The organism is Shinella zoogloeoides, assembly GCF_022682305.1.
GTDB lineage: Bacteria > Pseudomonadota > Alphaproteobacteria > Rhizobiales > Rhizobiaceae > Shinella > Shinella zoogloeoides_B.
In genome coordinates this window covers 2,705,524-2,722,773 of the sequence record NZ_CP093528.1, presented here as the reverse complement: position 1 = coordinate 2,722,773, position 17,250 = coordinate 2,705,524, and the positions used below count along the sequence as shown (strand labels likewise).

At 64.4% G+C, this 17,250-nt stretch carries 18 protein-coding genes; 9 read left to right on the top strand and 9 right to left on the bottom strand.

Going from position 1 to position 17,250, the window contains the following annotated elements; all coding sequences use genetic code 11:
• Window positions 1–40: 40 nt before the first annotated feature.
• From MOE34_RS13600 to MOE34_RS13585, 4 genes are all read right to left on the bottom strand, one after another.
• Window positions 41–835 carry an ABC transporter ATP-binding protein gene (locus MOE34_RS13600; protein ID WP_431522442.1) on the bottom strand — a complete coding sequence of 265 codons (795 nt, stop codon included), beginning with the start codon at window positions 833–835 and terminating at the stop codon, window positions 41–43.
• 232 nt (window positions 836–1,067) lie between these two features.
• Window positions 1,068–1,445, bottom strand: a complete 378-nt coding sequence (locus MOE34_RS13595; RefSeq protein ID WP_242217688.1) for a hypothetical protein — start codon at window positions 1,443–1,445, stop codon at window positions 1,068–1,070.
• Entirely contained in the window at window positions 1,445–2,899 is a 1,455-nt protein-coding gene (gene hydA, locus MOE34_RS13590; RefSeq protein ID WP_242217687.1) for a dihydropyrimidinase, read from the bottom strand. The genes MOE34_RS13595 and hydA overlap by 1 nt, the downstream gene beginning before the upstream one ends.
• 73 nt (window positions 2,900–2,972) lie before the next feature.
• Window positions 2,973–4,223: a Zn-dependent hydrolase gene (locus MOE34_RS13585; protein WP_242217686.1), complete on the bottom strand. Its 1,251-nt coding sequence runs from the start codon at window positions 4,221–4,223 to the stop codon at window positions 2,973–2,975.
• 270 nt (window positions 4,224–4,493) lie between these two features.
• Between MOE34_RS13585 and MOE34_RS13580 the strand changes: the two genes are divergently transcribed.
• A complete protein-coding gene (locus MOE34_RS13580; protein ID WP_242217684.1) occupies window positions 4,494–5,144 on the top strand; it encodes a TetR family transcriptional regulator C-terminal domain-containing protein in 651 nt (216 codons plus the stop codon).
• A gap of 3 nt (window positions 5,145–5,147) precedes the next feature.
• Here MOE34_RS13580 and MOE34_RS13575 read toward each other — a convergent pair whose 3' ends face one another.
• Window positions 5,148–6,077 (bottom strand): DMT family transporter, encoded by a 930-nt coding sequence (locus MOE34_RS13575; RefSeq protein ID WP_242217682.1) that lies wholly within the window; start codon window positions 6,075–6,077, stop codon window positions 5,148–5,150.
• Between the two features lie 141 nt (window positions 6,078–6,218).
• Between MOE34_RS13575 and MOE34_RS13570 the strand changes: the two genes are divergently transcribed.
• A complete protein-coding gene (locus tag MOE34_RS13570) occupies window positions 6,219–6,857 on the top strand; it encodes an exopolysaccharide biosynthesis protein (protein WP_242217681.1) in 639 nt (212 codons plus the stop codon).
• 6 nt (window positions 6,858–6,863) lie between these two features.
• On the opposite strand, the gene MOE34_RS13565 is transcribed toward MOE34_RS13570, so the two are convergent.
• Together MOE34_RS13565 and MOE34_RS13560 are read right to left on the bottom strand one after the other, a co-directional pair.
• A complete protein-coding gene (locus MOE34_RS13565) occupies window positions 6,864–7,397 on the bottom strand; it encodes a rhodanese-like domain-containing protein (protein ID WP_242217680.1) in 534 nt (177 codons plus the stop codon).
• Between the two features lie 2 nt (window positions 7,398–7,399).
• Window positions 7,400–7,702, bottom strand: a complete 303-nt coding sequence (locus MOE34_RS13560) for an ArsR/SmtB family transcription factor (RefSeq protein WP_242217679.1) — start codon at window positions 7,700–7,702, stop codon at window positions 7,400–7,402.
• Between the two features lie 72 nt (window positions 7,703–7,774).
• Between MOE34_RS13560 and MOE34_RS13555 the strand changes: the two genes are divergently transcribed.
• Window positions 7,775–8,119: a carboxymuconolactone decarboxylase family protein gene (locus MOE34_RS13555; RefSeq protein ID WP_242217678.1), complete on the top strand. Its 345-nt coding sequence runs from the start codon at window positions 7,775–7,777 to the stop codon at window positions 8,117–8,119.
• An 18-nt stretch (window positions 8,120–8,137) separates the two neighbouring features.
• Here MOE34_RS13555 and preA read toward each other — a convergent pair whose 3' ends face one another.
• Together preA and MOE34_RS13545 are read right to left on the bottom strand one after the other, a co-directional pair.
• On the bottom strand, window positions 8,138–9,451 hold the full coding sequence (gene preA, locus MOE34_RS13550) for an NAD-dependent dihydropyrimidine dehydrogenase subunit PreA (protein WP_242217675.1): 1,314 nt from the start codon (window positions 9,449–9,451) through the stop codon (window positions 8,138–8,140).
• A gap of 12 nt (window positions 9,452–9,463) precedes the next feature.
• Window positions 9,464–10,825 (bottom strand): NAD(P)-dependent oxidoreductase, encoded by a 1,362-nt coding sequence (locus MOE34_RS13545; protein ID WP_242217674.1) that lies wholly within the window; start codon window positions 10,823–10,825, stop codon window positions 9,464–9,466.
• 257 nt (window positions 10,826–11,082) lie between these two features.
• Between MOE34_RS13545 and MOE34_RS13540 the strand changes: the two genes are divergently transcribed.
• From MOE34_RS13540 to MOE34_RS13515, 6 genes are all read left to right on the top strand, one after another.
• A complete protein-coding gene (locus MOE34_RS13540) occupies window positions 11,083–12,036 on the top strand; it encodes a sugar-binding transcriptional regulator (RefSeq protein WP_242217672.1) in 954 nt (317 codons plus the stop codon).
• Between the two features lie 180 nt (window positions 12,037–12,216).
• Window positions 12,217–13,527 carry an ABC transporter substrate-binding protein gene (locus MOE34_RS13535; protein ID WP_242224009.1) on the top strand — a complete coding sequence of 437 codons (1,311 nt, stop codon included), beginning with the start codon at window positions 12,217–12,219 and terminating at the stop codon, window positions 13,525–13,527.
• A gap of 200 nt (window positions 13,528–13,727) precedes the next feature.
• On the top strand, window positions 13,728–14,600 hold the full coding sequence (locus MOE34_RS13530; RefSeq protein WP_242217670.1) for a carbohydrate ABC transporter permease: 873 nt from the start codon (window positions 13,728–13,730) through the stop codon (window positions 14,598–14,600).
• Between the two features lie 12 nt (window positions 14,601–14,612).
• Entirely contained in the window at window positions 14,613–15,437 is an 825-nt protein-coding gene (locus MOE34_RS13525) for a carbohydrate ABC transporter permease (RefSeq protein WP_242217669.1), read from the top strand.
• 13 nt (window positions 15,438–15,450) lie between these two features.
• Complete coding sequence (locus tag MOE34_RS13520) at window positions 15,451–16,452, top strand: ABC transporter ATP-binding protein (protein WP_242217668.1); 1,002 nt, start codon at window positions 15,451–15,453, stop codon at window positions 16,450–16,452.
• The gene (locus MOE34_RS13515; RefSeq protein WP_242217667.1) at window positions 16,449–17,222 is read left to right on the top strand and encodes an L-iditol 2-dehydrogenase; all 774 of its coding nucleotides are present in this window, start codon (window positions 16,449–16,451) and stop codon (window positions 17,220–17,222) included. Before MOE34_RS13520 ends, MOE34_RS13515 begins: the two co-directional genes overlap by 4 nt.
• Window positions 17,223–17,250 lie beyond the last annotated feature (28 nt).

Here is a 17,250-nt window from a genome sequence, read left to right as displayed (position 1 = left end):
GTTCAGCGCCTCGCGGGGGAGGAGGAAGGGGAGGACGGCATCAGGCGTGCTCCTCATAGCTGTGGCCGGCGCGCAGTCCCTCGCGGACGCGGTGCGCGATCTCCAGGAATTCCGGCGTCTCGCGGATGCCGAGGGGGCGTTCCTTCGGCAGTGGGGATTCGATGACGTCGGTGACGCGGCCGGGGCGGGGGCTCATGACGACGATCTTCGTCGAGAGATAGACCGCCTCGGGAATCGAGTGGGTGACGAAGCAGATGGTCTTTTGCGTCGCGGCCCAGAGCTTCAGGAGCTGTTCGTTGAGATGGTCGCGCACGATCTCGTCGAGTGCGCCGAAGGGTTCGTCCATCAGGAGAAGATCGGCGTCGAAGGCGAGCGCCCGGGCGATGGAGGCGCGCTGCTGCATGCCACCGGAGAGCTGCCAGGGATATTTCTTGCCGAAGCCCGAGAGGTTGACGAGATCGAGCGTGCGCTCGATGCGCGCCTTCTGGTCGGCCTTCGAATAGCCCATGATCTCGAGCGGCAGGGCGATGTTCTTCTCGATGGTGCGCCAGGGATAGAGCGCGGCCGCCTGGAAGACATAGCCATAGGCGCGGTGCCGGCGGGCCTCTTCCGGCGTCATGCCGTTGACGGTGATCGTACCGGAGGTCGGCCTTTCAAGATCGGCGATGACGCGCAGGAAAGTCGTCTTCCCGCAACCCGAAGGCCCGATGAAGGAGACGAAGTCGCCCTTCTCGACGGAGAGATCGACGCCGGTGAGCGCCGTGACCGGGCCGTCGGCGGTCTGGAAGGTGAGGCCGAGGTCTTTTGCTGCAACGACGGTATCGGATGGGGCCATGCTGCTCATCTTTCAGCGCCTCGCACAGCGCGGTTCTTGCAAGACTGCATGTCCATTTCCGGCATTGCAATCGGCATTGTCAGGCGTTTCGCGATGTGTGCGGAATTCTTTCCAGAGGATGTGCGGGCCGCCGCGTCCGGACAGTGCCCTACGAGCAGGAGCGCGTGGTGCTTCTGCTGCATCTCGCGGTGCTGGTTTGCGCGTCGGCGCCTATATGCCGGGTGCCGCGCCGTCACTTCCCGCACCTCGCCAGCGGCCCCCAGCGCGTGCCGTCGGGAAAGCCGATCGTGTAGCCGCCGCTATCCGGCGTCAGGGTCAGTTCGTAGGGCGTGACCTCCTCCGAGCCTTCCTCATGGCAGCCGGCCTTGACGACCGTGGCGTCGCCGGTCTTCGTGCCCTCGCCCTGGAACTCGCAATAGGAGACTGCGGTGGTGACGCCCGCTTTGTCGAGCAGGAAGAAGATATCGGCGCCGGAGGATTCGCCGGTTTCGGCGTAGTGGCAGCCCTCCTTGTCGCCGTAGCTGCCATCGACGATGTCGGCCGCCGCTCCCGCCGGGCCGGCGAGAGCAAGGCCGAGAAGAAGGGCGGAAAGTGACCGGCCGTCGGGCATCAGACGCCGCTCGCCGGAATGCCGCTGCGCTCCACCTTGCGCGGCGCGGTGATTTCCTTCCAGGTCGACAGCGCCTTGTTGACGGCGGCGAAAGGCTCGCGCTTGACGAACTGGCCGTGGCCCTCGCGGGTCTTGACGGTGCCTTCCTCGATGGCGACGACGCCACGCGTCAGCGTGTAGCGCGGCAGGCCGGTCACTTCCTTGCCTTCGAACACGTTGTATTCGATGGAGGACTGCTGGTTCTTCGCCGAGATGGTCTTGGAGCGCTTCGGATCCCACACCACGATATCCGCATCCGCGCCGACGAGGATCGCGCCCTTCCGCGGGTAGACGTTGAGGATCTTGGCGATATTGGTGGAGGTGACGGCCACGAACTCGTTCATGGTGAGCCGGCCGGTGTTGACGCCGTAGGTCCAGAGCATCGGCATCCGGTCTTCAAGGCCGCCGGTGCCGTTCGGGATCTTGCGGAAATCGCCGACGCCGAAGCGCTTCTGATCACCGGTAAAGGCGCAATGGTCGGTCGCCACCACCTGCAGCGAGCCTGCCGCGAGGCCGGCCCAGAGCGAATCCTGGTGCTGCTTGTTACGGAAGGGCGGACTCATGACGCGGCGGGCGGCGTGGTCCCAGTCCTTGTTGAAATACTCCGTCTCGTCGAGCGTCAGGTGCTGGATCAGTGGTTCGCCGTAGACGCGCATGCCGTTCTGCCGGGCGCGGCGGATGGCCTCGTGCGCCTGCTCGCAGGACGTGTGCACGACATAGAGCGGCGCGCCGGCCATGTCGGCGATGATAATGGCGCGGTTCGTCGCCTCGCCCTCGACGGAGGGCGGGCGGGAATAGGCGTGGCCTTCCGGCCCGTTGTTGCCCTCGTCCATCAGCTTCTGCTGCATGGCGGCGACCACGTCGCCGTTCTCCGCATGGACGAGCGGCAGCGCGCCGAGCGCCGCGCAGCGCTGGAACGAGGCGAACATCTCGTCGTCGTTCACCATCAGCGCGCCCTTGTAGGCCATGAAATGCTTGAAGGTGTTGATGCCGTGTTCTTCCACTACGGTCTTCATTTCGTTGAAGACCTGCTCGCCCCACCACGTCACGGACATATGGAAGGAATAGTCGCAATTGGCCCGGGTCGACTTGTTATCCCAGCGCTTCAGCGCGTCGAGCAGCGACTGGCCGGGATCGGGCAGACAGAAATCGACCACCATGGTCGTCCCACCGGCAAGGCCGGCGCGTGTGCCGCTTTCGAAATCGTCGGCCGAATAGGTGCCCATGAAGGGCATTTCGAGGTGGACGTGGGGATCGATACCGCCCGGCATGACATAGCAGCCCGCCGCGTCCAGCACCTCGTCGCCGGAAAGGTTCGGGCCGATGTCGACGATCTTCCCGCCCTCGATCTTGACGTCCGCCTTGTAGGTCAGGTCGGCGGTGACAATGGTTCCGCCCTTGATGACTGTGCTCATGTTGGTCCGTTCCCTGTCTTGATTTTGGTGCACGCAACGGGTGGAGCCGCCCGGTTGACCGGGCGGTTGAAGATCACTCGGCTATGCCCGCCGTCTCGATCACCGCATGAAGCAGCACGTCCGCGCCGGCGGCGGCCCATTCCTTCGAAATGTCCTCCGCCTCGTTGTGCGAGAGGCCACCGACGCAGGGGCACATGATCATCGTGGCGGGAGCCACCTTGGCGGCCCAGCAGGCGTCGTGGCCGGCACCGGAGATGAGGTTCATGTGGCTGTAGCCGAGGTCTTCGGCGGCCTTGCGGACGGTGGCGACGAGCGTCGGGTCGAAGGTGACGGGGTCGAAATGGCCCACCGCCTCGACGGAACAGCCGACGCCGAGCGCCTCGCAGATTTTCGGCGCTTCCGCCTCGATGCGGGCGCGCATGCCGTCGAGCTTCTTCTGGTCGGGCGAGCGGATATCGACGGTGAAGACGACCTTGCCGGGCAGCACGTTGCGCGAATTGGGCGAGAAGAACACCTGGCCAACGCCGCCGACGGCGCTCGGCTGGTTCTCCATGGCGACCGCCTGCACCATTTCGAGGATGCGCGACATGGCAAGGCCGGCATTGACACGCATATTCATGGGTGTCGAGCCGGTATGCGCCTCGCGACCGGTCAGCGTGAATTCCAGCCACCAGAGGCCCTGACAGTGGGTGACGACGCCGATATCCTTCTTTTCCGCCTCGAGGATCGGTCCCTGCTCTATGTGGTATTCGAAATAGGCGTGCATCTTGCGCGCGCCGACTTCTTCTTCGCCGATCCAGCCGATGCGCTTCAGTTCGTCGCCGAAGGTTTTGCCTTCCGGGTCCTTGCGGCCATAGGCGTAATCCTGCGTATGCACGCCGGCGAAGACGCCGGAGGCGAGCATGGCGGGGGCGAAGCGCGCGCCTTCCTCGTTCGTCCAGTTGGTGACGACGATGGGGTGCTTCGTGCGGATGCCGAGATCGTCGAGCGAGCGCACGACCTCAAGGCCCGCAAGCACGCCCAGCACGCCGTCATACTTGCCGCCGGTCGGCTGGGTATCGAGATGCGAGCCGATATAGACGGGCAGCGCCTCGGGGTCCGTGCCGGCGCGCGTCATGAACATGTTGCCCATGGTGTCGACACCCATGGTCAGGCCCGCGGCGTCACACCATTTCTGGAAGAGGCGGCGGCCTTCGGCGTCCGAGTCGGTCAGGGTCTGGCGATTGTTGCCGCCGGCGATGCCGGGGCCGATCTTCGCCATGTCCATGAGGGAATCCCACAGGCGGTCTGCGTTGACACGCATGTTCTCGCCGGGTGCGGCCATGTCGTATGCTCCCACGTCTTCGGGCTTTTGCAGCCCTGATTTGTTCCCACCGGCTGGCAGCGCGATTGTTGTTTTGCGCCGTCCGATCAGCAGTTGCCTTTACTTGATAACTGTCTGATAATTTGACCGGTTGGTAAACATTACAGCTTCCGTTGCGGCACTCAAGCCGAAAAACCAAAAACCATGGGCGAGCGCCCAAGAAAATGGCGGCTGGTTAAACTGGTGAATTTGACGGCAGTTTTCGGGAAGCGGAATGGCCGAGGGGGCACGATGGCATTACCGAGGGCGGCGAGGACACAGCGGCGCACACGCATCCAGGAGGCGAAGGAGGAGCAGATCCTCGAAGCCGCGCTGGAGGTCTTCTCGCTGCACGGGTTTCGCGGCGCGACGGTGGACCAGATTGCCGAGGTGGCGGGCATGTCCAAGCCGAACCTGCTCTATTATTTCCGCACCAAGGAGGCGATGCACCGGGCGCTCATCACCCGCGTGCTCGATACCTGGCTCGATCCGCTGCGCGAGTTCGATGCGGCGGGCAATCCGGTGGCGGAAATCCGCAGCTATATCCGCCGCAAGCTGGAGATGGCGCGGGACTTTCCCCGGGAAAGCCGGCTTTTCGCCAATGAAATCCTGCAGGGCGCGCCGAATATCGAGGATGAGCTGAAGGGACCGCTGAAATCGCTCGTCGACGAGAAGGCGGCAGTCATCCGGGCCTGGGCCAAGGCGGGCAAGATCGCCAAATGCGATCCCTATCACCTGATCTTCTCGATCTGGTCGACGACGCAGCATTACGCTGACTTCGACGTGCAGGTGCGCGCGGTGTTGGGGCAGGACCAGTCCGGTGAGGGGCGCTTCGAGGATGCGGCGCGCTTCCTCGAACAGCTTTTCGTGACCGGCCTCGACATCAGCGAGGAGCCGGCCTGACGATCAGTCGGGCAGGAGCGCCATCAGTGCGAGGCCGCAGGCGGTGACGAGGGCGCCGGCCAGTACCGGAAGGCTTGCCCAGCCGTGGCCGAGAATGCCTTCGAGCAGGATGATGAAGCTCGGCGTCAGGTAGCCGTAGCCGAGCACCTTGGAAGCCGGCAGCCGCATCGAGGCATATTGGAGCAGCAGGAATGTGCCGGCCGTCGTGACGACCGCGAGATAGGTGACGGCGGCATAGACGGCGAGGGGCAGGGCGGAGAAATCCACCTGCAGCAGGTCCCGGATACCCGGCGGCACGAGCCAGAGCGTCGCGCCGACCGTGACCCAGAAGCCGAAGGCGACAGCCGGCTCGCCGCGATCGAAGCGGCGGATGAGCGGCACATAGAGCGCATGTCCGACGACGCCGATGAAGAAGATCATCTCGCCGGTGCCGACATCGAAGGACAGGATGGCGCCGATATCGCCGCGGAAGATGACCCAGATCGCGCCGGCCGCAGCGATGATCAGGCCGGCGAGCACGCCGGGCCGGGTCTTCTGGCCGAGCACCGGCAGCGCGAAGGCGGCGCTGAGAAGCGGCATGAGGGTGAAGACCGCGCCTGTCGCGACGGGGCTGGTGAATTCCAGCGCCATGAACATGGTGAGCATATAGATCGCGATGAGGCCGCCGAGCAGCAGGAATCGCCATGCCTCCCTCGGGAACCTTGCCGGTACGCGAAAGACGCCGAAGGCGAGGGCGGCCATGACCGCGATGGTCATGATATAGCGCCAGAGCATCAGCGGCTCGGCCTCCATGTAGCGCGCGGCCAGCCCGCCGAAGGAAAAGGAGCCGGCGATCAGCACGGCGAAGAGCAGCATGGCGAGATGGCCCTTGAGCTTTTCACGGCCCGTCGCATGAACGGAGAGGCCCGCCCGGGCCGGCATACGCTTCGTCAAGAAAATCACCCTATTGTCTGCGGCGCGGTGTGGTCATAGAGCAATTTGCGCGAAAGTGCGACGCGGTTTCGCGGCAGCGGTCACCCCACAGGAAAGCCGCAATCGCCGCCCATAGGCCGGCGACATTCGAAAGGACATTGCATGACGACGGCCATCGGCTTCAACGACACGGACCGCAAGACGAGCGAGTTGCTCGAGGACATCATCCATTCGATCAAGGGCGAGCACATCACCCTGCGCGATCTCCTGGCGATGATGGGCGAAAGCGGCCTGCTGCTGCTTTGCGCCTTCCTGTCGCTGCCCTTCCTGTTTCCGGTGTCGATCCCCGGCGTTTCCACCGTCTTCGGTGCGGGCATCGTGCTGATCAGCGCGGCCATCACCCTCAACCGCCTGCCCTGGCTGCCGGCGAAGGTCGCCGACCGGCGGCTGGAAAGCGGCAAGCTGCGCCCGGTGCTGGAGCGCGGCGTGACGTTCCTGCGCAAGATCGACCGCTTCTTCAAGCCGCGCATGGGCGCGCTGACGACGGGCGCGGTGATGAACCGCGTCAACGGTCTCGTGCTGATGGGCGCGGGGCTGCTGCTCATGGCCCCGCTCGGCCTCATTCCCTTCTCCAACACGCTGCCGGGCGTCGCCATTCTCCTGCTCGCCGCCGGCATCTCGCAGCGCGACGGGCTGGTGGTGCTCGGCGGCTACGTGATGGTGGTGCTGACGATCGTCTATTTCGCGGCGCTCGCCTACCTTGCCTATAGCGCGGGGCAGGGCCTCAACATCTTCGGCTGACGGCCGTCACGCCGTCCGCCGGTTCCAGGGCATGCGCGCGAGCAGCATGCCCATGCCGCACCAGCCCGTGGTGCCCGCGAAGACCAGCATGACGCCGATGACGCCGGCCATGGCGAAAGCGGCCGTCAGGCCGGAAAACCCGAGCGCGATCAGCGTGGCAATCATGATGCCCACCGCGATCTGCACCTGCCGGAAAAGCGGGATCGCCGCCGTCTTGCCGCTGCCGACGACAGGCAGGCCCGCATCTTTCCACGCGGCTATGCCGCCTTCGAGATTGTAGATCGCGTGGCCCGCGCCGGCGGCTTCCGCCGTCTGGCAGGCCGCCGCGCCGCGTCCGCCCTTCAGGCACTGGAAGATCATCTTGCGGGCGGCGGGTATCTGCGCGCCGGCAAGCGCATTTCCAAGCGAGGACAGCGGGATTGAGGCGGCGCAGGCGATGTGCTCGGCGCGGAATTCGTCCGGCTCGCGCACGTCGATCAGCACGGCTTCGCCGGAGGCGAGCCACAGGGCGGCGTCTTTGGGGGATACGGTTGCGGTCATGATCAGTCCTTTGCGCAGAAGCGGGCGTAGAGTACGGCCATGATCTCCATCACGGCGGGGTGGTCGATGGCATAGAAGAGGGTGCGGTGATCGCGCCGGTAGGTAACGATCCCTTCCTCTTTCAACTTGGCGAGGTGCTGCGACATCGAGGTCTGGGCGATGCCCGTCTCCTCGATGAGGTCGCTCACGCTGCGCTCGCCGTTGGCCAGCGCGCAGAGGATGAGAAGGCGATGCGGATTGGCGAGGCCCTTCAGGAAGTTCGCCACCGTCTCGGCCTTCGCCGGCATTTCCTCGGTAATCGTCACGGGCACCTCTTTACGATTTATAATTTTATGATATCAAGAAAATATGAAATGTAAAGCCGCAAGGAGCGAGCCATGACGAAGGACTACAAGGCGATCACCAGGGATATCTCGGCCTATATGGGCGAGTTGCGAAAGCTGACGCCGGAGGCGATGCAGGGCTTTTCCGCCCTCGCGAAGGGCGCAGGCGCCGAGGGTGTTCTGGACAAGAAAACGAAGGAGCTGATTGCGCTTGCCATCGGCGTGACGCAGCGCTGCGACGGCTGCATCGGCTTCCACGCCAAGGCGCTGATCGAGCTGGGTGCGAGCCGGCATGAGGTCGCGGAGGTGATGGCGATGTGCGTCTATATGGGCGGTGGGCCGGCGCTGATGTACGCGGCCGACGCGATGCGCGCCTACGACCAGTTTGCCGGGGCCTGAGGCCCCGGCAGGGTTCGCTTATTCCGCGGCCTGGCGGGCCATGGGATTGTTCGGGTGGGTCGTCCAGTTGGCGTAATTCGGATCGACCGGCTTGCCGGTGCGCTGGTCGAGCGTGCCGGCTTCGAGGCCCACCATGGTGATGCAGTTCTCGACGGGGCAGACGTTGACGCAGAGGTTGCAGCCGACGCACTCATCCTCCATCACCTCGAAATGCCGGACGCCGTCGACGAACTGCGTGATCGCCTGGTGCGAGGTGTCCTCGCAGGCGATGTGGCAGCGGCCGCATTTGATGCAGGCATCCTGGTCGATGCGGGCTTTCGCGATGTAGTTGAGGTTGAGGTACTGCCAGTCGGTGACGTTCGGTACGGCGCGGCCGCAGATGTCGTCGAGGCTGCGGTGACCCTTTGCATCCATCCAGTCGGAAAGGCCGGAGATCATTTCCTGCACGATCTTGAAGCCGTAGGTCATGGCGGCGGTGCAGACCTGTACGTTGCCCGCGCCGAGGACGAGGAACTCGGCGGCGTCGCGCCACGTCGTCACGCCGCCGATGCCGGAGATCGGCAGGCCGTAGGTTTCCGGGTCGCGGGCGATCTCGGCCACCATGTTGAGCGCGATGGGCTTGACCGCCGGGCCGCAATAGCCGCCATGGGTGCCCTTGCCGCCGACCGTCGGGTTCGGGGCGAAGCTGTCGAGATCGACGGACACGATCGAGTTGATCGTGTTGATCAGCGACACAGCGTCGGTGCCGCCGGCCTTGGCCGCGCGGGCGGGCTTGCGGATATCGGTAATGTTGGGTGTCAGCTTGGTGATGACCGGCATGCGCGTATACTGCTTGCACCAGCGCACGACCATCTCGATATATTCCGGCACCTGGCCGACCGCCGCGCCCATGCCGCGTTCGGACATGCCGTGCGGACAGCCGAAGTTCAGTTCGATGCCGTCCGCGCCGGTCTCTTCCACCAGCGGCAGGATGGCTTTCCAGCTCTCCTCCTCGCAGGGCACCATGATGGAGGCGATGAGCGCTCGGTCCGGCCAGTTCATCTTGACCTGCTTCATCTCGCGCAGGTTCGTGTAGAGGTCGCGGTCGGTGATCAACTCGATATTGTTGAGGCCGAGGAGCCGGCGGTCGGCGCCCCAGATCGCGCCGTAGCGCGGGCCGTTGACGTTGACGACCGGCGGGCCTTCCTCGCCGAGGGTCTTCCAGACCACGCCGCCCCAGCCCGCCTTGAAGGCGCGCTCGACATTGTAGGCTTTGTCGGTCGGCGGCGCGGAGGCGAGCCAGAACGGGTTGGGCGACTTGATGCCGACGAAATTGTTGCGAAGATCAGCCATGTCTCATCTCCCTCAAGCGACGGCAAAGGAAGGCTGCGCGCCGGCAGCCAGCATGCGGTTGATCGAATCGGCCGCGTCGCGGCCCTGTGCGACCGAGGTGACCGTCAGGTCCTCGCCGGCCTTCACGCAGTCCCCGCCCGCCCAGACATTGGGTATCGAGGTGCGACCTTCCGCATCGATGGCGATGCGGCCCGAGGCCATGGCGAGGGAGCCGAGGCCGGCTGCCTCGAAGGTCTGGCCGATGGCCTTGAAGATCTGGTCGGCGACGAGCGCCCCAGTCTCGCCGGTGCCGGTGAGCCTGCCGTCGCGCATCTCGGTATATTCCACCTCGATGCCGGCGACATGGCCGTCGCGGGCGATGACGCGCTTCGGCTGGAGCCAGTGGCGGATCATCACGCCCTTGGAGGCAGCAAGGTCCTGCTCGAAGGGCGAGGCGTTCATGTGCTCCTTGCCGCGGCGGTAGCAGATCGTCACCTCTTCCGCGCCGAGGAGCTTGGCCTGCACGGCCGCGTCGATGGCCGTCATGCCGCCGCCGATGACAACGACGCGCCGGCCGACGGGAACGGTTGCCTTGTCCGCGGCCTGCCGCAGTTCGGCGATGAAGTCGATGGCATCCACGACGCCGGGAAGGTTCTCCCCTTCCGCGCCGAGCGCGTTGACGCCCGAAAGACCCATGCCGAGGAAGACGGCGTCGAAATTGGCGGTGAGGTCGGCGAGCGTGAAGTCGCGGCCGAGCTTCAGGCCGTTCTTCACCTCGATGCCGCCGATGGCAAGCACGTAGTCGACCTCGCGCTGGGCGAAGTCGTCGACGGCCTTGTAGGTGGCGATGCCGTATTCGTTGAGGCCGCCGGCCTTTTCGCGCGCCTCGAAGACCACGACGTCATGGCCGTTCATGGCGAGGCGATGGGCGCAGGCAAGGCCCGCCGGGCCGGCGCCGACGACCGCCACGGCCTTGCCGGTGCGCGCCGCGCGCTCGTAGAAATGCTGGTTTTCCGTGATCGCGACGTCGGTCGCGTAACGCTGCAGACGGCCGATCTCGACGGGGCGGTGTTCCGCCGTGTTGCGCACGCAGGCCTGTTCGCAGAGCGTTTCGGTCGGACAGACGCGGGCACACATGCCGCCGAGGATGTTCTGGTCGAAGATCGTCTTGGCCGAGCCGATGGGATTGCCCGTCGAGATCTGGCGGATGAACATCGGAATGTCGATGGAGGTGGGACAGGCCGTCATGCACGGCGCGTCGTGACAGAAGTAGCAGCGGTCGGCTGCGACCAGCGCCTCATGGTCGTCGAGGCGCGGGTGGAGGTCGGAGAAGTTCGTCTCGTATTCGGCCGGCGCAAGACGCCCCCGATGAATCCCAGATTGCGTCGTTCCCATCGTTATCTCCCATTCGCGTGGGCTTTTTGAATAGGAGAACGGTAACTCAGGTTTATTTTTTTATCAAACGGTAAAATTTCAAAAGAAATGCCGGTTTTCCGGGGCTTGCAGCGAAAATAAACATGAGAGATCCGGTTATCTTTTCGCCATGTCGATAGAGCGGCGCGGCTTTGCCTGTTCTTTATGCGTCATGAGATGACGTTTGACAGGTGGCATGAAAAGATGCAGCAAATCGTGGGGAACAACCGGGGAAGACGATGGCGAAGCGGACGGAAACAGCCGGGCGGCTGGACGATGCGGCAAGGGCCGGCTGGCTCTATTATGTCGCGGGCCGCACGCAGGACGAGATTGCCGCCGCCATGGGCATTTCCCGCCAGTCGGCGCAGCGCCTCGTCTCGCTCGCCGTCGCCGAGCGGCTGATCAAGGTGCGCCTCGACCATCCCATCGCCGAATGCCTGGAACTGGGCGAGGCGCTCAAGCGGAAGTTCGGCCTTGTGCATGTCGACATCGTGCCGGGCGATCCGGGGTCCAGTTCGACGACCATCGGCATTGCCGAGGCGGGCGCGGCGGAAATCGAGCGCTGGCTGAAGAAGAGCGAACCCATCGTGCTGGCGGTCGGCACGGGGCGCACGCTCAAGGCGGCCATCGACCAGTTGCCGGCCATGGAATGTCCGCAGCACCGCATCATGTCGCTGACCGGCAATATCGGGCCGGACGGCTCGGCCGCCTATTACAACGTCATCTTCTCCATGGCCGATGCGGTGAAGGCCCGGCACTATCCGATGCCGCTGCCGGTTCTCGTTTCCTCGGCCGAAGAGCGCGATCTCCTGCACCGCCAGAGCCTCGTGCAATCGACGCTCCAGCTCGGCCGGGAGGCGGATGTCGTCTTCGTCGGCATCGGCGAGCTTGGCGCCGATGCGCCGCTCTGCCTCGACGGCTTCCTCGACCCGCAAGAGATGGCGCGGCTGATGGAGGAGGGGGCGGCCGGCGAGATCTGCGGCTGGATGTTCGACCGTGACGGCAGGCTGCTGGACGGCAGCATCAACGAGCGCGTCGCCTCCGTGCCCCTGCCGCCACGCGAAACGACCACCGTCATCGGTCTCGCCAAGGGCAAGCGCAAATATGCCGCCCTGCTGGCGGCCCTGCGCGGGCGCATGATCAACGGCGTCATTACCGACGAAGAGACGGCGCGCTACCTGCTTTCCGCCTGAAAACAGGCTTCCACCGGCTGTGGATCGCCTGTCGCTGGGCAGAAATTTCCCATGAGATTCAAGGTTTGGCTGCCCGCATTGTGCAGTGCAGCAACGAATGGGCGTTGACTTCCTGTGTCGAATTATGGGTAATTGCTCACGAGCGAAGCAAATGCTCACAACTCTTCTGGGAGGAAGATGATGAATTTGAGAACCCTTCTGCTGGGCGTCAGCTCGGCTGCTCTCCTCGCCGGTTTCGCCAATGCCGAAACGCTGACGATCGCGACCGTCAACAATGGCGACATGATCCGCATGCAGGGGCTGACGGAAGACTTCACCGCAAAGAACCCGGATATTCAGCTCGAGTGGGTGACGCTCGAGGAAAACGTGCTGCGCGAGCGCGTCACGACCGATATCGCGACCAAGGGCGGCCAGTACGACATCGTGACGATCGGCAATTACGAGGTTCCGATCTGGGCCAAGCAGGGTTGGCTGGTCTCGCTCGACGGCCTCGGCGCCGACTACGATGTCGACGACCTGCTGCCGGCGATCCGCGGCGGCCTTTCCGTCGATGGCAAGCTCTATGCCGCGCCGTTCTACGGCGAATCCGCCATGATCATGTACCGCAAGGACCTGTTCGAGAAGGCCGGCCTCACCATGCCCGATTCCCCGACCTGGGAATTCATCGGCGAAGCCGCCCGCAAGATTACGGACCGCAATGCCGACATCAACGGCATCTGCCTTCGCGGCAAGGCCGGCTGGGGCGAGAACATGGCGTTCCTCACCGCGCTCAACAACTCCTTCGGCGGACGCTGGTTCGACGAGAAGTGGCAGCCGCAGTTCGACCAGCCGGAATGGAAGGCTTCCCTCCAATTCTACGTCGACATGATGAAGGATGCCGGCCCGCAGGGCGCCTCGTCCAACGGCTTCAACGAGAACCTGACGCTCTTCCAGCAGGGCAAGTGCGGCATGTGGATCGACGCGACGGTCGCCGCTTCCTTCGTCTCCAACCCGAAGGATTCGACGGTCGCCGACAAGGTCGGCTACGCGATCTTCCCGGACACGGGCAACGGCAACCATGGCCATTGGCTGTGGTCGTGGAACCTTGCCGTCCCGGCAAGCTCGACCAAGGCGGAAGCCGCGCAGAAGTTCATCGCCTGGGCAACCGGCAAGGGCTACACCGAGCTCGTCGCCAGCAAGGAAGGCTGGGCGAACGTTCCTCCGGGCACGCGCACCTCGCTCTACAAGAATGCCGAATACCAGAAGGCAGCGCCCTTCGCGGCTCCGACCCTTGCGGCCATGGACGCGGCGGATATCACCAAGCCCTCGGTCAAGCCGGTGCCCTATACGGGTGGCCAGTTCGTCGCGATCCCTGAATTCCAGGGCCTCGGCACGACGGTCGGCCAGCTCTTCTCGGCGGTGCTCGCCGGCCAGTCCTCCGTGGACGACGCGCTCGCACAGGCACAGACCACGGCCGTGCGCGAAATGACCCGCGCCGGTTACATCAAGTAAGCCTCCTCCCCAAGGACAGGCTGCCCGGACTGCGGTTCGGGCAGCCGATGACGCGGGGTGTTGTTTGCGGCGCTGCCCCTCACCTGCCTGCCGGCATCCTCTCCCCGTAAACGGGGCGAGGAACGATGGGCGCGCCGTTCTGCCGCAGCGCTTACGATTTGACAGCATCGGCCGGCCGCACCGGCTCTCGGGAGGAAATCATGGCGACGGAGAATACGCGCGGTTTGGCGCGGGTGATGTTGGCGCCCTCTGTGGGCCTGCTTCTGGTCTGGATGATCGTGCCGCTGGCGATGACGCTGTGGTTCTCGTTCCAGAACTACAATCTCCTGAATCCCGGCAATGTGAGCTGGGCGGGGCTGTTCAACTACAAATACTTCTACACCGACCCGGCCTTCTTCCAGTCGATCTGGAACACGCTGCTGATCGTCGGCGGGGTGCTGCTCATCACCGTCGCCGGCGGGATCGGCATCGCGCTTCTCCTCGACCAGCCGATGTGGGGGCAGGGGATCGTGCGCATCATGATCATCTCGCCGTTCTTCGTCATGCCGCCGGTCGCGGCGCTCGTCTGGAAGAACATGATCATGCATCCGGGCTACGGGGTGCTGGCGGATATCAACCGCGCCCTCGGCTTCCAGCCCATCGACTGGTTCGCGCAGTTCCCGCTGCTGTCGATCATCATTATCGTCGCCTGGCAATGGCTGCCCTTCGCCACGCTCATCCTGCTGACCGCGCTGCAATCGCTCGACGGTGAGCAGAAGGAGGCGGCGGAGATGGACGGCGCTGGCTTCGTCAGCCGCTTCATCTACCTGACGCTGCCGCATCTTTCGCGCTCGATCACCGTCGTGATCCTGATCCAGACGATCTTCCTGCTCGGCGTCTACGCGGAAATCCTCGTCACGACCAATGGCGGGCCGGGCTATGCCTCGACCAACCTGCCGTTCCTGATCTACCGGACCGCGCTGCTCGGCTACGACGTCGGCGGAGCGTCCGCCGGCGGCATCATCGCCGTCATCCTCGCCAATATCGTCGCCTTCTTCCTGATGCGCGCCGTCGGCAAGAACCTGGACAAGTAGGGGGAGAGACCTATGGCCCGCGCTGTTTCCAAGAGAAGAACCATCGCCTTCACGATCGCCGCATGGATCGTCGCGCTCGTGATCTTCTTCCCGATCCTCTACACGATCATCACCTCGTTCAAGTCCGAGACCGAGGCCATCCAGGGCTTCAACCTCATCCCCTCGGGCACGGTGGAAAGCTATGCGGCCGTGCAGGCGCAGAGCAACTACTTCAAGTTCTTCCTGAACTCGGTGATCATCTCCATCGGCTCGACGCTGCTGGCGCTTCTGATCGCCGTGCCCGCCGCCTGGTCGATGGCCTTCGCCCCGACACGGCGCACCAAGGACATCCTGATGTGGATGCTCTCGACGAAGATGATGCCGGCCGTCGCCGTCCTCGTGCCGATCTATCTCCTCTTCCGCGACTTCGGCCTGCTCGACAGCCGCATCGGCCTCACGGTCATGCTGACCATGATCAACCTGCCGATCGTGATCTGGATGCTCTACACCTATTTCCGCGAAATCCCGGGCGAGATCCTGGAAGCCGCGCGCATGGATGGAGCCTCGCTCTGGGGCGAGATCGTCTACGTGCTGACGCCGATGGCGGTGCCGGGCATCGCCTCCACCATGCTCCTCAACATCATCCTTGCCTGGAACGAAGCCTTCTGGACGATCCGCCTGACGACGACCAACGCCGCACCGCTGACCGCCTTCATTGCCTCGTTCTCCAGTCCGCAGGGCCTGTTCTGGGCGAAGCTCTCGGCGGCATCCACGCTCGCCATCGCCCCCATCCTCATCATGGGATGGTTCTCACAAAAGCAGCTTGTCCGCGGCCTGACCTTCGGCGCCGTGAAGTAAGGGGAGGGAACTCATGGGCAAGATCATCCTGAAGAAAGTCAACAAGTCCTTCGGTGCGACCCAGGTCATCCCGGGCATCGACCTGACCATCGAGGACGGCGAGTTCGTCGTTTTCGTCGGCCCGTCCGGCTGCGGCAAGTCCACGCTGCTGCGCCTCATCGCCGGCCTCGAGGATACGACAAGCGGCACCATCGAGATCGACGGCAAGGACGTGACGGCCGCTGCTCCCGCCAAGCGCGGGCTCGCAATGGTATTCCAGTCCTATGCGCTCTATCCGCATATGAGCGTCGCCAAGAACATCGCCTTCCCCTTGAAGATGGCCAAGATGGATCAGGCGGCGATAGACAAGAAGGTGACGGAAGCCGCGCGCGTGCTGAACCTCACCAATTACCTGGAGCGGCGGCCAGGACAGCTTTCCGGCGGTCAGCGCCAGCGCGTGGCTATCGGCCGCGCCATCGTGCGCGAACCGTCGGCCTTTTTATTCGACGAGCCGCTGTCCAACCTCGACGCGGCGTTGCGCGGCACGATGCGGCTGGAGATCAGCGAGCTGCATCACCAGCTCAAGACCACGATGATCTACGTCACCCACGACCAGGTCGAGGCGATGACCATGGCCGACAAGATCGTGGTGCTGAATGCCGGCAATATCGAGCAGGTGGGTTCGCCGCTCGATCTCTACAACAAGCCGGATAACCTCTTCGTTGCCGGCTTCATCGGCTCGCCGCGCATGAACTTCGTCAAGGGTGAGGCGGCAAAGCCCTGGAACGCGCCGACCGCCGGCATCCGGCCTGAGCATATCAGGCTCTCCAAGGAGAGCGGCACCTGGAAGGGCGTCGTCGGCGTTGCCGAACATCTCGGCTCCGACACGTTCCTCCACGTCAATGTCGAAGGTGTGGGCATGCTCACCGTTCGTGCCGACGGCGACTTCCCCGTCACCCACGGCGATAAGGTCTACCTCACCCCCGACGAGACCCGTATCCACCGCTTCGACGACAAGGGAATGGCAATCCGATGAAAAGACTGGAAGGCAAGAGCGCGCTGATCACCGGGTCGGCGCGGGGGATCGGCCGCGCATTCGCGGAAGCCTATGTGCGGGAAGGCGCGCGCGTCGCCATCGCCGACATCAACATCGAGCGGGCCTCGGCAACTGCCTCCGAAATCGGCTCCGCGGCCTACGCGGTGCAGATGGACGTGACGCGGCAGGACTCCATCGATGCGGCCATTGAGGCTTGCGTCAAGGAGGCCGGCGGGCTGGATATCCTCGTCAACAATGCGGCGCTGTTCGACCTCGCGCCCCTCGTCGAGATCACGCGGGAGAGCTACGACAGGCTGTTCTCGATCAATGTCGCCGGCACGCTCTTCACGATGCAGGCGGCGGCGAAGCAGATGATCGCGCAGGGCCGCGGCGGCAAGATCGTCAACATGGCGAGCCAGGCCGGCCGGCGCGGCGAAGCGCTGGTTGCCGTCTATTGCGCCACCAAGGCGGCGGTCATCAGCCTGACCCAGTCGGCGGGGCTGAACCTCATCAGGCACGGCATCAACGTCAACGCCATCGCTCCCGGCGTGGTCGACGGCGAGCACTGGGACGGCGTCGATGCGCTCTTTGCGAAATACGAGAACCGTCCGCTCGGCGAGAAGAAGCGCCTCGTCGGCGCGGAAGTACCCTTCGGCCGCATGGGAACGGCGGATGACCTCACCGGCATGGCGATCTTCCTCGCCTCGCAGGAGAGCAACTATGTCGTTGCCCAGACCTACAATGTCGACGGCGGCAACTGGATGAGCTGAGCCCGCGCGCGCGGACCCGGCACGAGAC

Excerpts from the sequence above, each read along its gene's own strand:
- MOE34_RS13515 (WP_242217667.1), top strand. The coding sequence starts at position 16,449 with ATGAAAAGACTGGAAGGCAAGAGCGCGCTGATCACCGGGTCGGCGCGG.
- MOE34_RS13535 (WP_242224009.1), top strand. The coding sequence starts at position 12,217 with ATGAATTTGAGAACCCTTCTGCTGGGCGTCAGCTCGGCTGCTCTCCTC.
- MOE34_RS13545 (WP_242217674.1), bottom strand. The coding sequence starts at position 10,825 with ATGGGAACGACGCAATCTGGGATTCATCGGGGGCGTCTTGCGCCGGCC.
- MOE34_RS13530 (WP_242217670.1), top strand. The coding sequence starts at position 13,728 with ATGGCGACGGAGAATACGCGCGGTTTGGCGCGGGTGATGTTGGCGCCC.
- MOE34_RS13555 (WP_242217678.1), top strand. The coding sequence starts at position 7,775 with ATGACGAAGGACTACAAGGCGATCACCAGGGATATCTCGGCCTATATG.
- MOE34_RS13570 (WP_242217681.1), top strand. The coding sequence starts at position 6,219 with ATGACGACGGCCATCGGCTTCAACGACACGGACCGCAAGACGAGCGAG.
- preA (WP_242217675.1), bottom strand. The coding sequence starts at position 9,451 with ATGGCTGATCTTCGCAACAATTTCGTCGGCATCAAGTCGCCCAACCCG.
- MOE34_RS13600 (WP_431522442.1), bottom strand. The coding sequence starts at position 835 with ATGGCCCCATCCGATACCGTCGTTGCAGCAAAAGACCTCGGCCTCACC.
- MOE34_RS13525 (WP_242217669.1), top strand. The coding sequence starts at position 14,613 with ATGGCCCGCGCTGTTTCCAAGAGAAGAACCATCGCCTTCACGATCGCC.
- MOE34_RS13580 (WP_242217684.1), top strand. The coding sequence starts at position 4,494 with ATGGCATTACCGAGGGCGGCGAGGACACAGCGGCGCACACGCATCCAG.
- MOE34_RS13565 (WP_242217680.1), bottom strand. The coding sequence starts at position 7,397 with ATGACCGCAACCGTATCCCCCAAAGACGCCGCCCTGTGGCTCGCCTCC.
- MOE34_RS13540 (WP_242217672.1), top strand. The coding sequence starts at position 11,083 with ATGGCGAAGCGGACGGAAACAGCCGGGCGGCTGGACGATGCGGCAAGG.
- MOE34_RS13595 (WP_242217688.1), bottom strand. The coding sequence starts at position 1,445 with ATGCCCGACGGCCGGTCACTTTCCGCCCTTCTTCTCGGCCTTGCTCTC.
- MOE34_RS13585 (WP_242217686.1), bottom strand. The coding sequence starts at position 4,223 with ATGGCCGCACCCGGCGAGAACATGCGTGTCAACGCAGACCGCCTGTGG.
- hydA (WP_242217687.1), bottom strand. The coding sequence starts at position 2,899 with ATGAGCACAGTCATCAAGGGCGGAACCATTGTCACCGCCGACCTGACC.
- MOE34_RS13520 (WP_242217668.1), top strand. The coding sequence starts at position 15,451 with ATGGGCAAGATCATCCTGAAGAAAGTCAACAAGTCCTTCGGTGCGACC.